Source organism: Salinivibrio sp. MA440, from assembly GCF_001996265.1.
GTDB classification, from domain to species: domain Bacteria; phylum Pseudomonadota; class Gammaproteobacteria; order Enterobacterales; family Vibrionaceae; genus Salinivibrio; species Salinivibrio costicola.
In genome coordinates this window covers 66035-79331 of record NZ_MUFI01000003.1, presented here as the reverse complement: position 1 = coordinate 79331, position 13297 = coordinate 66035, and the positions used below count along the sequence as shown (strand labels likewise).

Annotated in this window: 12 protein-coding genes; 11 read left to right on the top strand and 1 reads right to left on the bottom strand. The window is 51.6% G+C overall.

From position 1 onward, the window contains the following. Window positions 1-221: 221 nt before the first annotated feature. A complete protein-coding gene (purL, locus tag BZG80_RS01615; protein ID WP_077678604.1) occupies window positions 222-4112 on the top strand; it encodes a phosphoribosylformylglycinamidine synthase in 3891 nt (1296 codons plus the stop codon). Window positions 4113-4258: 146 nt separating this feature from the next. Continuing rightward, window positions 4259-4597: a nitrogen regulatory protein P-II gene (gene glnB / locus BZG80_RS01610; protein WP_021023014.1), complete on the top strand. Its 339-nt coding sequence runs from the start codon at window positions 4259-4261 to the stop codon at window positions 4595-4597. A 123-nt stretch (window positions 4598-4720) separates the two neighbouring features. Here glnB and BZG80_RS01605 read toward each other — a convergent pair whose 3' ends face one another. Further along, window positions 4721-5338, bottom strand: coding sequence for a YitT family protein (locus BZG80_RS01605; RefSeq protein ID WP_077460281.1), 618 nt, complete (start codon window positions 5336-5338; stop codon window positions 4721-4723). A gap of 552 nt (window positions 5339-5890) precedes the next feature. Here BZG80_RS01605 and glyA point away from each other — a divergent pair. The 9 genes from glyA (at window position 5891) to BZG80_RS01560 (ending at window position 13267) form a co-directional block, all read left to right on the top strand. Further along, window positions 5891-7141 (top strand): serine hydroxymethyltransferase, encoded by a 1251-nt coding sequence (gene glyA, locus BZG80_RS01600; RefSeq protein WP_077460282.1) that lies wholly within the window; start codon window positions 5891-5893, stop codon window positions 7139-7141. Window positions 7142-7313: 172 nt separating this feature from the next. Further along, window positions 7314-7763, top strand: coding sequence for a transcriptional regulator NrdR (gene nrdR / locus BZG80_RS01595; protein WP_021023017.1), 450 nt, complete (start codon window positions 7314-7316; stop codon window positions 7761-7763). Continuing rightward, window positions 7760-8890 (top strand): bifunctional diaminohydroxyphosphoribosylaminopyrimidine deaminase/5-amino-6-(5-phosphoribosylamino)uracil reductase RibD, encoded by a 1131-nt coding sequence (gene ribD / locus BZG80_RS01590; protein WP_077678603.1) that lies wholly within the window; start codon window positions 7760-7762, stop codon window positions 8888-8890. The genes nrdR and ribD overlap by 4 nt, the downstream gene beginning before the upstream one ends. Before the next feature lie 4 nt (window positions 8891-8894). Continuing rightward, window positions 8895-9557 carry a riboflavin synthase gene (locus tag BZG80_RS01585; RefSeq protein ID WP_021023019.1) on the top strand — a complete coding sequence of 221 codons (663 nt, stop codon included), beginning with the start codon at window positions 8895-8897 and terminating at the stop codon, window positions 9555-9557. A gap of 10 nt (window positions 9558-9567) precedes the next feature. Continuing rightward, a complete protein-coding gene (ribBA, locus tag BZG80_RS01580; RefSeq protein WP_077460285.1) occupies window positions 9568-10677 on the top strand; it encodes a bifunctional 3,4-dihydroxy-2-butanone-4-phosphate synthase/GTP cyclohydrolase II in 1110 nt (369 codons plus the stop codon). A 122-nt stretch (window positions 10678-10799) separates the two neighbouring features. Further along, on the top strand, window positions 10800-11270 hold the full coding sequence (gene ribH / locus BZG80_RS01575) for a 6,7-dimethyl-8-ribityllumazine synthase (RefSeq protein WP_021023021.1): 471 nt from the start codon (window positions 10800-10802) through the stop codon (window positions 11268-11270). After that, window positions 11270-11734 carry a transcription antitermination factor NusB gene (gene nusB / locus BZG80_RS01570; protein WP_021023022.1) on the top strand — a complete coding sequence of 155 codons (465 nt, stop codon included), beginning with the start codon at window positions 11270-11272 and terminating at the stop codon, window positions 11732-11734. The genes ribH and nusB overlap by 1 nt, the downstream gene beginning before the upstream one ends. A 62-nt stretch (window positions 11735-11796) precedes the next feature. Further along, on the top strand, window positions 11797-12786 hold the full coding sequence (gene thiL, locus BZG80_RS01565) for a thiamine-phosphate kinase (protein ID WP_021023023.1): 990 nt from the start codon (window positions 11797-11799) through the stop codon (window positions 12784-12786). After that, a complete protein-coding gene (locus BZG80_RS01560; RefSeq protein ID WP_077669107.1) occupies window positions 12773-13267 on the top strand; it encodes a phosphatidylglycerophosphatase A in 495 nt (164 codons plus the stop codon). Before thiL ends, BZG80_RS01560 begins: the two co-directional genes overlap by 14 nt. The last annotated feature ends 30 nt before the right edge of the window (window positions 13268-13297 follow it).

The window sequence follows — 13297 nt, the reverse complement described above, 5'->3', positions numbered from 1 at the left end:
GGATAGAGGGAAAATTTTTTGCGCAAACGGTTGCGTCAGGTGTGTTGTCGCTAAGGATTTTGCCCTATAATGGCCGCCGTCTGCTTAAAAGGCCAGCGAAAACGCATTTTTGCGTGTTCAAACCACTGCGGTCAAGAGCGTGGTGATACCCAAGTTATCGTGCCAGGATGCGTCAATTTGGGTATACCCTTTCATTTACCGCTAACGAGAGACGTACGCACATGGATATTTTGCGTGGTTCCCCCGCACTGTCTGAGTTTCGTGTCAATAAACTACTGGCCAGCTGCCAAGCGCATCAGTTACCGGTCACGGCACTGTATGCTGAGTTTATTCATTTCGCTGATTTGCATCACCCTTTGGATAGCGCGAGTCGCGAGAAGCTCGAAAAGCTGCTGACTTACGGACCCACTTTACCGCCGCACGCACCTGAAGGGACGCTGTTTCTCGTTACGCCTCGTCCCGGCACCTTGTCGCCGTGGTCATCCAAGGCAACCGATATTGCCGATAATTGCGGGTTGGACGCGGTGAAACGTTTAGAGCGTGGTACCGCGTACTATATTCAACTCTCTGCGCCATTAACTGATGAGCAACACGCAACCTTAATCGGGTTGTTGCACGATCGGATGATGGAAACGGTATTTAGTGAGCTTGAGGCCGCTGAGGTGCTGTTTGAACAAGCGGAACCTGCGCCGATGCACAGCGTGGACATTCTCGTGGGTGGTCGAGCCGCTTTGACTGAGGCGAACCAAGTCTTAGGATTGGCTCTGGCAGAAGACGAAATTGACTATCTAGTTGAGAACTTTACCCAGCTGGGGCGTAACCCCAACGACATCGAACTGATGATGTTTGCGCAAGCCAACTCAGAGCATTGCCGCCACAAAATCTTTAACGCCGACTGGACCATTGATGGTGAAAAGCAGCCTAAATCGCTGTTTAAGATGATCAAAAACACCTATGAGCAAACCCCAGATAACGTGCTGTCGGCGTATAAAGACAACGCAGCCGTAATGACGGGCTCAAACGTTGGGCGCTTTTTCCCGACGCCAGAGAGCCACAGCTATCAGTATCACCATGAACCCGCCCATATTTTGATGAAGGTGGAAACCCACAACCACCCCACCGCGATTTCACCGTGGCCAGGGGCCGCGACCGGCTCTGGCGGTGAGATTCGTGACGAGGGTGCGACCGGTGTCGGCGGTAAACCCAAAGCAGGGTTGGTCGGTTTTTCCGTCTCTAATCTGAAAATCCCGGGCTTTATTCAGCCGTGGGAGCGAGACTATGGCAAGCCTGAGCGCATTGCCACTGCGCTCGATATTATGCTGGAAGGCCCGCTAGGCGGTGCGGCGTTTAATAACGAATTTGGCCGTCCTAACTTGCTGGGCTACTTCCGTACCTATGAGCAATCAGTGACCTCGCATGCCGGTGAGGAAGTGCGCGGCTATCACAAGCCGATCATGCTCGCAGGCGGAATGGGCAACATCCGCGATGGCCATGTGCAAAAAAGTGAGATTGACGTGGGGGCCAAACTGATTGTGTTAGGTGGCCCGGCGATGAACATCGGCCTTGGTGGCGGAGCAGCATCGTCGATGGCATCCGGCCAGTCGGCGGAAGACTTGGACTTTGCCTCGGTACAACGTGAGAATCCAGAAATGGAACGCCGTTGCCAAGAGGTGATTGATCGCTGCTGGCAGCTTGGCGAGGATAACCCAATTGCCTTTATCCACGATGTGGGCGCGGGTGGCCTTTCAAATGCGATGCCAGAGCTGGTTGATGATGGCGGCCGCGGCGGGTGTTTTAACTTACGTGATATTCCGAATGATGAGCCGGGAATGAGCCCGCTCGCCATTTGGTGTAACGAGTCACAAGAGCGTTACGTCTTGGCGGTCAAACCCGAAAACCTGGCGCTTTTCGAAGCCTTGTGCGAGCGTGAACGCGCCCCGTACGCAGTCATTGGTGATGCCACCGACGCGCGTCACCTGTCGCTTGAAGATAGCCACTTCGGTAATAGCCCTATCGATATGCCGATGGATATTCTGCTGGGTAAAGCGCCCAAAATGCACCGTGACGTTACACGCCAACAAGTGACAGGTACCGCGCTAAACACCCAAGGCATTGAACTGGCACAAGCCTGCGAGCGTGTTTTACGCTTGCCAGCAGTGGCGGAGAAAACCTTCTTGATCACCATCGGCGACCGCTCGGTGACCGGATTGGTTGCGCGTGACCAAATGGTTGGCCCGTGGCAAGTGCCGGTGGCGAACTGTGCGGTGACGGCGGCCAGTTATGACAGTTATCACGGCGAAGCGATGGCGATGGGCGAACGTACCCCGTCCGCCTTGCTCGATTTTGCTGCCTCTGCCCGTATGGCAGTGGGTGAAGCGTTGACCAATATCGCCTGTGCCGATATTGGCAGTCTGACCAACATTAAACTGTCTGCCAACTGGATGTCCGCGGCGGGTCACCCGGGCGAAGATGCTGGCTTGTACGAAGCGGTCAAAGCCGTGGGTGAGGAGCTGTGTCCTGAGCTATCACTGACCATTCCGGTGGGTAAAGATTCGATGTCGATGAAAACTCAGTGGCAGCAAGACGGTGAAAACAAAACGGTGACGGCACCGATGTCGCTGATCATCACCGCCTTTGGCCGCGTGGAAGATGTGCGTCGTACCGTGACCCCACAATTGCGTAGCGATAAAGGTGACAGCCACCTGATTGCGATTGATCTTGGTGAAGGCGCGCAGCGTCTGGGCGCAACCGCGCTGGCTCAGGTGTATCATCAATTGGGCGATAAGCCTGCCGATGTCACCAACAGCGCCCGCCTAAAAGGCTTTTTCAATGCGATGCAAACCTTGGTGGCAGAGCAAAAACTGCTGGCGTATCACGACCGAGCCGATGGCGGGCTATTCGTTACCTTGGCTGAAATGGCCTTTGCCGGTCACACCGGTATTGACGTGGACATCGCCCGTTTAGGCGACGATGCCTTGTCGGTGTTGTTTAACGAAGAGCTGGGCGCGGTGATCCAAGTGGCGACGCAAGATCTCGAGCGTGTTAATGCGGTGTTGGATGAACATCAATTAACCGCATGCAGTCACCTGATTGGCGGCCTAAGTGATAGCGATGAGATTATCGTGCGTCACGGTGAGGCACCTATCTATCAAGCCAGTCGCCAGCACTTACGTCAGATTTGGGCTGAAACCACCTATCAAATGCAAGCGCGACGCGATAATCCGGACTGTGCACGCCAAGAGTTTGACGCCAAACAGGCGGCCGATCCTGGGTTGCACGCTAGTCTGAGCTTTGATGTGCACGAAGATGTTGCTGCGCCATATATCGCGACCGGTCAACAACCGACCATGGCTATTTTGCGTGAGCAAGGCGTGAATTCGCATGTGGAAATGGCCGCCGCCTTCGATCGCGCTGGATTTAACGCCGTGGACGTTCATATGAGTGACATTCTCTCAGGACGCGTTAGTTTGGACGGTTTCCAAGGGCTGGTGGCCTGTGGCGGTTTCTCTTACGGTGACGTGTTAGGCGCTGGTGAAGGTTGGGCGAAATCCATTCTGTTTAATAGCCGTGCGCGCGACCAATTTAGTGCCTTCTTTGGCCGTGAAGACACGCTAGCACTTGGGGTGTGTAATGGCTGCCAGATGCTATCGAACCTGCATGAACTGATCCCAGGGGCTGCACACTGGCCACGATTTGTTCGCAATGAGTCCGAGCGCTTTGAAGCCCGCTTTAGCATGGTGGAAGTGCAATCAAGCCCATCCGCCTTTTTTGCCGGGATGGCAGGGTCACGGATGCCCATTGCGGTATCGCATGGTGAAGGACGGGTAGAAGTGCGCGATGCTGAGCACTTGGCGGCGATTGAGGCGTCAGGCACGGTGGCGCTGCGTTACACCGATAATCACGGCCAGCCAACACAAGCGTATCCTGCCAACCCGAATGGCTCACCAAATGGCATTACCGCGCTGACTACCGAGTCGGGCCGTGTGACCATTATGATGCCGCACCCTGAGCGGGTATTCCGTACTGTCGCTAACTCTTGGCACCCAGATGATTGGGGTGAAGATAGCGCGTGGATGCGGATGTTCCGCAACGCGCGGGTTACTCTAGGGTAAGCACCGTACCAATAAAGCCGCCCACTTTGGCGGCTTTTTGGTGATATGCGAGAATCGATGGATGATTTTTTATCCTGCTGCGATACAATTTCAGCTAAACAACTGATCCATCAGGACCGGCTGCGGCCAACGAGAAGGATAACGGAATGAAAAAAATTGAAGCCATCATCAAGCCATTCAAACTCGATGACGTACGCGAAGCGCTGGCAGACGTCGGGATTACAGGGATGACCGTCTCAGAGGTAAAGGGTTTTGGTCGTCAAAAAGGCCACACTGAACTATATCGTGGTGCCGAATACATGGTGGACTTTCTGCCTAAGGTGAAATTGGAGGTAGTGGTGTCTAACGATGTTGCTGAGCAATGTGTCGATACCATTATTGAGACCGCGCAAACCGGCAAAATTGGTGATGGTAAAATCTTTGTCTTTGACGTTGAGCGTGTGGTGCGTATCCGTACCGGCGAAGAAGACGAAGAAGCGATTTAATTGCACGAGTTAGACTAATACGGCAAGCAATAAAAAGCCAAGCGTGATGCTTGGCTTTATTGTATTCACGGTGTAGATAGCGTATTCACGGTGTAGATAACGTATGCGCGGTGTAGATACTGTCTACGCGCCACGATTGGCCGGATGCGCTTGATAGCGTCCCGGTTTGTGGTTCATCGCTAACACTAAATTGAGTACAATCGCACCGGCCACAGACCACATCAGCAGGTTCAGATCGATAAGGAAGAAAGATAACGCGAGAATGGTGCAGTCGATGCCCATTTGTAGCTTTCCTGCCGAGATCCCAAACTTGTCCTGACAATAGAGCACCAGTACGTTAAAACCGCCTAAGCTGGCATTATGGCGGAAAATCATCAACATACCGACGCCCATCAATAGTCCACCAATCACCGCACAGTAGGCGGGGGCCAGCCAAGTGATTTGAAAAAAGTAGGCAATATGATCAGCCATCACCGATACGGCGCCACCGGCAAGTAAACTGCGTAATGCAAATCGCGGACTCATACGAAACCAAGCCATTACATAAAACGGGCAATTGCAAAGAAAATACAAAGTACCGAACGATAGGTCGGTAAATTGGCTGACTAATAACGCCAGGCCTGTGGTCCCCCCGGTTAAGAGTCCGGCCTGTTGCAAGAAAAATACCCCCTGGGCGACTAAAAACGCGCCCGAGGCGATAGCAATAATGTCTTCTTTAAAGCTGTGTTGATACTGGCTCACACGGCTTCTCCCTACTTAATTAGCGTGATAAAAACAAAAACGTGTTAGCAACAAAAGCCCCGCCAAAACCCAATAGGCTGGCGGTTAAAAAAGGTTAATGGGCACTGGCGACGAGTGCCTGCGGGTGCGGGCGCGCATTCTATCGCCAATGAGGCTTGGGAAACAGTCGACAACGTAAATAACCTGCGTCTTGATTGTCATTATTATGATACTCCGCTGTAAAGTGTTTACAGTGGATAGCGTGCTGCTGCGCCGTGATACAAGCCAAAACAGCCAGGTTTTAAATAAAAAAATCATCCCCCAGGCTACCTGATTGAAGGGAATTTTTGTAGAATAGCAAACGCAGTCATGGCGGTAACGAAAACGTTTGCGTAAGTGAGTCAAACGTTTGATGTTGCCTTGGCTTAATCGCTTTGATTCGCAGGTGAAAGCGATTAAGCCAGGGCGTGATCTAAAACATCACACCGAGACTAATTGTTGCTAGGTGGCCTATCGGATCCTAGCGTTCGCTTTATGGGTGATTGCCCGCCAATGTTAAGTCAGGAGAGACCAATGCTAAAGCGTGACATGAATATCGCGGATTATGACCCAGCGCTGTTTGCGGCGATGGAAGAAGAAAGTACGCGTCAAGAAGAACACATTGAGCTGATTGCGTCAGAAAACTACACCAGCCCGCGCGTGATGGAAGCGCAAGGCTCTCAACTGACCAATAAATACGCGGAAGGCTACCCAGGTAAACGGTATTACGGCGGCTGTGAATACGTGGATAAAGCCGAAGCCTTGGCGATTGAGCGTGCCTGTCAACTCTTTGGCTGTGAGTATGCCAATGTTCAGCCGCACTCTGGCTCACAGGCGAATAGCGCGGTCTACATGGCGCTACTAAACCCAGGTGATACGGTACTGGGTATGAGCTTGGCGCATGGTGGTCACTTAACCCATGGTTCGCCAGTTAACTTTTCCGGCAAGCATTATCATGTGATCCCTTACGGTATCGATGAAGCCGGTAAAATCGATTACGAGCAAATGGAGCAGCTTGCACTCGAGCATAAGCCAAAAATGATCATTGGCGGGTTTTCTGCATACTCACAAGTGGTTGATTGGAAACGCATGCGTGAGATTGCAGATAAAGTCGGGGCTTGGTTCTTGGTGGATATGGCACACGTGGCTGGCTTAATTGCCGCTGGTGTTTATCCCGATCCACTGCCTTACGCACATGTGGTCACGACGACGACGCACAAAACCCTTGCAGGTCCGCGTGGTGGTTTGATCTTATCAAATGCCGGTGAAGATATTTATAAAAAGCTCAACTCTGCGGTGTTCCCTGGCGGCCAAGGCGGCCCATTGATGCACGTGATTGCGGGTAAAGCCGTCGCGTTTAAAGAGGCGATGGAGCCAGAGTTCAAAGCCTATCAAGCGCGCGTGATTGATAACGCACGTGCGATGGTGAAAGGGTTTCAAGCTCGCGGTTATAAAATCGTATCGGATTCCACTGACAACCACTTGTTGTTGGTTGATTTAATTGATAAAGACATTACTGGGAAAGAAGCCGATGCCGCGTTAGGTGCCGCTAACATCACAGTAAACAAAAACAGTGTACCGAACGATCCACGTAGTCCGTTTGTCACCTCCGGTATTCGTGTGGGGACGCCAGCGATTACACGTCGTGGCTTTACCGAGCAAGACGCCGAACAACTCGCGCATTGGATGTGTGATGTGCTTGATAACATCAACAATGAGCAAGTGATTGCAGAGACCAAAGAGAAGGTCCAAGCCATCTGCCGTCGTTTGCCGGTATATGCTTAATAAAGCAATACAGATTATCTAAAAAGATGGGCGCCTATGGGCGCCTTTTTTATATTTATCTGAGAACGAAGTCTAGTTGAGACACAAAACCCGTACTCCGTCTCCTTAGAGAGGCTTTTTCATCCTCGCAAATCGGTTACACTAGCAGGACAATATTGAGGAGACGACGCGCATGCACTGTCCATTCTGTGGTGCTACCGACACCAAAGTGATCGATTCTCGACTCGTGGCTGATGGCCATCAAGTTCGCCGTCGTCGCCAATGTTTGGCGTGCGCTGAGCGATATACGACGTTTGAAACAGCGGAATTAGTCATGCCACGGGTGATCAAAACCAACGGTAATCGAGAGCCCTTTGACGAAGATAAATTGCGGGGCGGTATTCAACGTGCGTTGGAGAAGCGTCCTGTCAGTACGGATGATATCGAAAAGTCGATAAATAGCATTAAGTCGCGTTTGCGAGCGACGGGTGAGCGAGAAATAGGATCAGCCATGGTTGGCAACTTGGTCATGGAAGCACTGAAGGAGCTTGATAAGGTGGCTTATATCCGTTTTGCCTCTGTTTACCATAGCTTTGAAGATATTCGCGAATTTGGTGAAGAGATTGCACGGTTACAAAAATGACAACTAGCCATCAAGATCAAACGATGATGGCGCGCGCATTAGCGCTTGCGGCCCAAGGTCGCTTTACCACCACCCCTAACCCCAATGTCGGCTGTGTGATTGCTCACGGTGATGACATTGTGGGTGAGGGGTTTCACATTGCTCCAGGTGGTCCACACGCCGAAGTTCACGCCTTAAAAGCAGCGGGGGAGCGCGCGGTGGGCGCGACGGCTTATGTCACTTTAGAGCCTTGCTCTCACTATGGTCGCACGCCGCCGTGTTGTGATGCGTTGGTTGCCGCCAAGGTCACGCGTGTTGTCTGTGCGATGCAAGACCCTAATCCTAAAGTGGCAGGGCGCGGTCTCGCGCGGTTACAACAAGCCGGTATTGAGGTCGTGGTTGGTGTGATGGCTGAACAGGCCAAAGCGCTGAATCCTGGTTTTATTAAACGTATGCAAACCCAGATGCCCTATGTTCAGCTCAAACTGGCGGGCAGTCTTGATGGGCGCACCGCCTTGGCAAATGGGCAAAGTAAATGGATCACGGGTGAACCAGCGCGCGCCGATGTGCAGACATTTCGCGCCCAAGCGAGCGCTATTTTATCGACCAGCGCCACGGTATTAGCCGATAACCCCAGCCTAAATATACGTCGTAGCCAGCTTGCAACTGAGATCCTCGACCATTACCCGCAATCAGTACTGCGCCAGCCGACGCGCGTGATCTTGGATAAACATAATAAAACGTCACCTGAAGCGACCGTCTATCAGCTTGAGGGCGAGGTGATCCGAATTGTCGATATGCCAAGTAGTCAGATATGGCCGGATAACGTCCACGAATGGGTCATGCCCGACGCTTCGCTCAGCGCTATCCTTCACGCATTGGCACAACATGATATCGATAAGGTTTGGGTAGAAGCAGGCGCGAGGCTGGCGAATCAGTTATTAACTGAGTCGTTAGTGGATGAGCTGATTGTTTATCAAGCGCCGGTATTGCTGGGGGCAGATAGCCGCCCGCTGATTGCTTTAGACGGGTTGCAACGTATGGATGACGCACCGCGTTTTTATTTTAATCAAGTGACGCCTATCGGTGACGATGTTCGCCTAATCGCAACGCTCTCGGAGCATGCGGTCATCACGCAAGAGTATTAATACGATGTTTACTGGAATTATCGAAGCGGTGGGCCGAATTCAAAAGCTGACTCGCCGTGGCCAAGACATGACCCTCACCATAGAGAGTGGTGCCCTCGACCTCTCGGATGTCAAACTGGGCGACAGCATCGCCACCAATGGGGTGTGTTTAACCGTGGTTGCATTGACCGCAACCGGTTATAGCGCCGATGTGTCGTCAGAAACGCTGGCGCGTTCATCACTCGGGATCTTGTCTGTTGGTGATAACGTCAACCTGGAAAAGGCGATGTTGCCGACTACGCGTTTTGGCGGACACATGGTCTCTGGGCATGTGGATGGCCTAGGGGAAGTGACGTCAGTGAGTCAAACGGGACGTGCATGGGAGTACTGGATTGCATTACCGCCTGAACTTGCCAAATATGTGGCGTTGAAAGGATCGATAACGGTGGATGGCATTAGCCTGACGGTGAACGACGTCAATGGCAGTGCGTTTAAGCTCACTATCGTACCGCATACGGCTGAACAAACGACAATTCAGCACTTTGCTCCGGGGCGTAAGGTGAACATTGAAGTCGATGTCATCGCCCGTTACCTTGAGCGATTGATGCTCGGAGACAAAGCGGCTGAACCGACACAATCAACGGGCGTGAGTCTTGAAACGCTCGCCCGTTCCGGTTTTTTGAAATAAGGAATCCAAGATGGCAATTAGTAGCGCCCAAGAAATCATTGATGATATCCGCCAAGGTAAGATGGTGGTATTGATGGATGACGAAGATCGCGAAAATGAAGGCGACTTGATCATTGCAGCAGAAGCCATTACGCCAGAAGCGATCAATTTTATGGCGACCCACGGGCGTGGTTTGATTTGTTTAACGCTGACTCAACAGCGCTGTCTGCAACTTGGATTGCCCTTGATGGTGTCAGATAACAATGCGCAGTTTTCCACCGCCTTTACTGTCTCGATTGAAGCGGCCGAAGGCGTGACCACTGGCATTTCGGCGGCCGACCGCGCGCGCACCGTGCAAGCGGCGGTGGCGTCAGATGCCAAAGCCGCCGACTTAGTACAGCCTGGGCATGTTTTTCCGCTCATGGCGCAAGAGGGCGGTGTACTGACTCGCGCAGGTCATACAGAAGCGGGCTGTGATCTGGCGCGCCTAGGCGGTTTTAACCCTTCCTCGGTGATTGTTGAGATCTTAAATGAAGACGGCACCATGGCGCGTCGTCCTGACTTAGAAGTGTTTTGTGACAAGCATGGTATTAAACTTGGCACCATTGCCGATCTGATTGAGTATCGTAATTTAAACGAAACGACCATCGAGCGTGTTGCTGCCTGTACTCTGCCGACCGAATTTGGTGAGTTTGATCTGGTAACCTACCGGGATACCATTGATAACCAAATTCATTACGCGATGCGTAAAGGCGAGATTAGCACCGATCCGACATTGGTAAGGGTTCATCTGCAAGATACGTTTACCGATTTACTTCGCTCCGATCGTACTGCTGAGCGCAGCTGGGGGCTGACTCGTGCGATGAAGCGCATCAGTGAAGAAGGCGGTGTGTTGGTTATTTTGGGGAAAGAAGAGACGCCTGATTCCATTATCAGTAAAGTCAAAGCGTTTGAAGCGCAAGATAAAGGTGAGAAACCAGCAGGTGCCAAATGGCAGGGCACGTCACGCCGAGTCGGAATTGGATCACAAATATTAGCCGATCTGGGCGTGAAACAAATGCGTTTGCTCTCTTCATCGACAAAGCGTTATCACGCCCTGTCAGGCTTTGGCCTGAACGTGGTTGAATACGTGACCGAATAAATACTGAGAGAAGCGATGAGGCTCGGGCGCGTTTCCCAAGACACTGAGCATGGTGTCAATGGTAAAAAGTATGCTAGAATCGCGCGGTTTCTCATTCCGGAAAGCAAGTCACAGGAAGGCTCATGAACGTAATCGAAGGTGCATTTGCCGCGCCCAATGCGCAGGTTGCTATTGTTATCTCTCGCTTTAATAGCTTTATTAATGAGAGTTTGCTAGATGGTGCGGTTGACGCACTGAAGCGCCAAGGCCAAGTCAACGACGATAATATTACCGTGGTCCGTTGTCCCGGTGCTTACGAGTTGCCTGTGGTGACCCAAAAGTTGGCGAAAAGCGGTCGTTATGATGCGATTGTCGCGTTAGGCTCAGTGATCCGCGGCGGCACACCGCATTTTGACTATGTTGCCGGAGAATGTAACAAAGGGTTGGCACAAGTAGCTCTGGAGTATGAAACCCCAGTTGCTTTTGGTGTGCTGACGGTAGACACCATTGAGCAAGCGATCGAACGCGCAGGTACCAAGGCTGGTAATAAAGGGGCAGAGGCTGCACTGAGCGCGCTTGAAATGGTGAATGTTCTGTCCCAGATTGAATCCTAATGGGGGTTAAAGTGAAACCAGCCGCACGGCGTAATGCTCGCCAATTTGCATTGCAAGCCATTTACACATGGCAAATCGCAAAAGGGAATGTCGCTGATATTGAAGCGCAGTTTTTGGCCGCAGATAAATACGAAGAAGAAGATGAGCACCAGAAAACAGAGCCACTTCTTCGCGATCCGGAAACAGATGTTGCGTATTTTCGTACGCTGTTCAGTGGTGTTGCGCTCAGCCATCAAGAACTTGATAGCAAGATGCGTCCGTATTTGTCTCGTCCATTACAAGATCTTGACGATATGGAGCACGCCTTATTGCGTCTTGCGATGTATGAGCTGATCAAATGCGATGATGTCCCTTATAAAGTGGTCATCAATGAAGCCATTGAGTTGGCTAAACGCTTTGGTGCGGAAGACAGCCATAAATTCGTTAATGGTGTCTTGGATAAAGCGTATCCTCGGTTACGTTAATCCCTCCTTACTAGGCCAGCCATGCTGGCCTTTTTATTGATCTAATCCGATAAATAGTTTTTATGACGCGCAACGAATTTGATTTGATTCGCGATTATTTCGCACGTCAACCGGTTAACCGTCGAGATGTCGCCCTAGGCATTGGCGATGATTGTGCGATCACTGAGGTGCCAGACGGCTGCCAACTCGTGGTCACCACAGATACGTTAGTCGAGGGCACGCATTTTCTTCCTTCCGCCAAGGCATCCGACGTTGCTCACAAAGCCTTAGCCTCTAACTTAAGTGATCTTGCCGCAATGGGTGCGATGCCAGCTTGGTGCTCGCTCGCTCTAACCTTGCCCGATTCTGATGAAGCCTGGGTGGCCGGTTTTTGTCAGGGGTTTTCTGCTTTGGCTGAACACTTTCAGGTTCAGTTAATCGGGGGCGATACCACGCGAGGTCCAAGAAGCATTACCATGACGTTGCATGGCCACGTGCCTAAAGGGCAGGCACTGACGCGTTCAGGCGCCAAACCTGGCGACTGGATCTATGTAACGGGATCGCTAGGTGAAAGCCAGGCAGGGCTTGCTTATGTGCTTGGCAAACCCATCGTTGATGAGGCGCGTGCTAATCGCTTGATTAACCATCATTATCGCGCTCAACCGCGCGTAGCTGCCGGGCAGGCACTGCGGGGCATTGCTTCGGCTGCTATCGATATCTCTGATGGTTTGTATGCAGATTTAACCCATATTCTCCAAGCCAGTGATGTCGGGGCGCAAATTGAGGTCACACGGCTGCCGATTTCTGAACGTTTACTCGCAGAGGTTGATAGCGAAACAGCCGCACAAAAAATGGCCCTGACGAGTGGCGAGGAGTATGAACTTTGCTTTACTGTCCCAGAAATGCATCGTGGCACACTTGATACAGCATTAAAACACAGTGGCACTAAGGTGCAGCGTATTGGCCAAATTAATGGCCACCGTGCGCTTGAGTTAGTTTCACAAGGTCAGCCACTTGATTGGACGCTGACAGGTTGGGATCATTTTAAGGAGTCAAATTGTGACGGATCCTAAACACCGTTTATCGTTGTCTAATCCTATCCACTTATTGGCGCTCGGGTTTGGCGGTGGCTTATCGCCGATAATGCCCGGCACAGTCGGTACGTTAGTTGCGATTCCGTTTTATTGGGCGCTGGTCACTTTTGGTGGGGTTGTTGGGCTTTGGATCGCCATTATTGTTGGCGGCATCGCAGGGATTGCCATCTGTGGGCGTGCGTCTAAAGACATGCAAGTCCACGATCATGGTGCGATTGTTTGGGATGAGTTTGTCGGCTTCTGGTTGACGATGGCGCTTGTCCCCACAACAGATTGGAAAACGGTATTGGCTGGCTTTATTTTATTCCGCCTGTTCGATATGGCAAAGCCTTGGCCAATCAGCTGGTTAGATAAACATGTTCATGGTGGTATCGGTATCATGGTGGATGATATTCTCGCCGGAGTGATGGCGATGCTAAGCTTGTGGCTCTTAACGACCTACATGCCTACGCTTTTTTAGCATGACTCATTCAGTATTAATCATGCATTA